Consider the following 591-nt stretch of genomic DNA (forward strand, 5'->3'; position numbering starts at 1 on the left):
ATCTGTCCTTCTTCCTCAATTCCTCAATTCCTCAATTCCTCAATTCCTCAATTCCTCAATTCCTCAATTCCTCAATTCCTCAATTCCTCAATTCCACAGTTCTTCCCTTCGTCTGCCGCGCCGTTGCCAGGCCAACGCCGAATGTGGTGATCGCCATGCCCACGATCTGCAGGGCGTTGAGCTGCTCGTCGAACAGGGCCCATGCGATGACCGCCGTCACCGCCGGCACCAGGTAGAACAGCGACGCCACCTTCGACATCTCGCCGTCGCGGATCATCACCATCAGCAGGAAAATGGCGCCGAGCGACAGCACCAGCACCAGCCAGGCCATGGCGAAGATCAGCTCGCCATTGATGACGACGGTGTGGGTTTCGAAAGCGAGCGAGGCAAGGAGCATCAGCGAACCACCGCCGACATATTGCCACATGGTCGCCGCGACGAGGTCGCCGCCGGAGGCGAAGCGCTTCTGCCAGATGGTGCCGGCGCTCATGCCGAGCACCGAGACCAGTGAGGCGGTCAATGTCGCCGCGGTCACGCCGCCGCCCAGCGCGCCGAGCTTCGGCCACAGCACGATGACGATACCGATGAGGC

1 protein-coding gene is annotated in these 591 nt (G+C 60.9%); it reads right to left on the bottom strand.

Going from position 1 to position 591, the window contains the following annotated elements:
- Positions 1-79 precede the first annotated feature (79 nt).
- Positions 80-591, bottom strand: a 512-nt coding sequence (locus tag EN939_RS37105) for a DMT family transporter (protein ID WP_164751646.1), incomplete at its 5' end; no start/stop codon positions are given.

Origin of the sequence: Mesorhizobium sp. M7A.F.Ca.CA.002.05.1.1 (assembly GCF_003998335.1) — a bacterium.
Lineage (GTDB): Bacteria > Pseudomonadota > Alphaproteobacteria > Rhizobiales > Rhizobiaceae > Mesorhizobium.